This is a genomic window from Myxococcus sp. AB025B, from assembly GCF_006518215.1.
Classification (GTDB): Bacteria; Myxococcota; Myxococcia; order Myxococcales; family Myxococcaceae; genus Myxococcus; species Myxococcus fulvus.
This window is the reverse complement of the sequence record NZ_SRLW01000676.1, coordinates 1-772: the sequence shown is the minus strand read 5'-3', so window position 1 is coordinate 772 and position 772 is coordinate 1. Positions and strand designations below refer to the sequence as shown.

The 772-nt window shown below is 65.0% G+C and carries 1 protein-coding gene; it reads right to left on the bottom strand.

Annotated elements, in window-relative coordinates:
* On the bottom strand, positions 1-717 hold a 717-nt coding region (locus tag FL311_RS43460; RefSeq protein ID WP_141333574.1), incomplete at its 3' end, for an IS5 family transposase.
* Positions 718-772 lie beyond the last annotated feature (55 nt).

The following is a 772-nucleotide window of genomic DNA, read 5'->3' as shown; positions in this document are numbered from 1 at the left end:
ATCACGGATGCGCAGGCGGCGAAAGCGGTGCAGATGAGCGAGCCTCTGTTCCACCTTCCACCTGTAGCGTCCCAGCTTCTCGCTGGACTCGATTCCCGGCTTGGCGATGCGGGGAACGATGCTTCGCTGGCATAGGCCGTACCTCTTGGCCCGCAAGGCAAAGCCCTTGTCGGAATGCAACTTCTCGGGGCGGCGAAGAGGATGGCCTCGACGCCCGCGGATGGGAGGGACGGAATCCACCAAGGCGAGCAACTGCCCTACGTCGGTCACATTCGCAGCGGTGAGCCGAACGGCGAGTGGGTTGCCCTCCTGTCCACGAGGAGGAAGTGCTTGCTGCCCGCCTTGGCGCGGTCCGTCGGACTTGGCCCAGTGTGCCCCCCTTTTCAGCGCTCGGACGCTGGAGGAGTCTGCCGAAGCACGCGACAGGTCCGTCTTTCTGCGCCTGTGCAGCGCAGCGAGTAACTGCTCGTGCAACTTCACCCACACTCCAGCGGCCTCCCAATCACGCAACCTGCGCCAACATGACATGCCCGAGACGCCAAGCACCTCCTGCGACAGGTCTTCCCACTGGATGCCCGTCTTGAGCACGAAGATGATGCCGCGCAGGCACGCTCGGTCGTCTGCCGGAGGTCTGCCGCCCCGCGGTCGAGGTGGATGCGGCGGCAGCAGCGGCGAGATTCGCTCCCAGAGAGCGTCGGGTACGAGCGCGCGGGCCATGACCGCAAGGTGGTCATGGCCCGGCTGCTGGCTAGGTTTTGTTAGGCACTCTTAG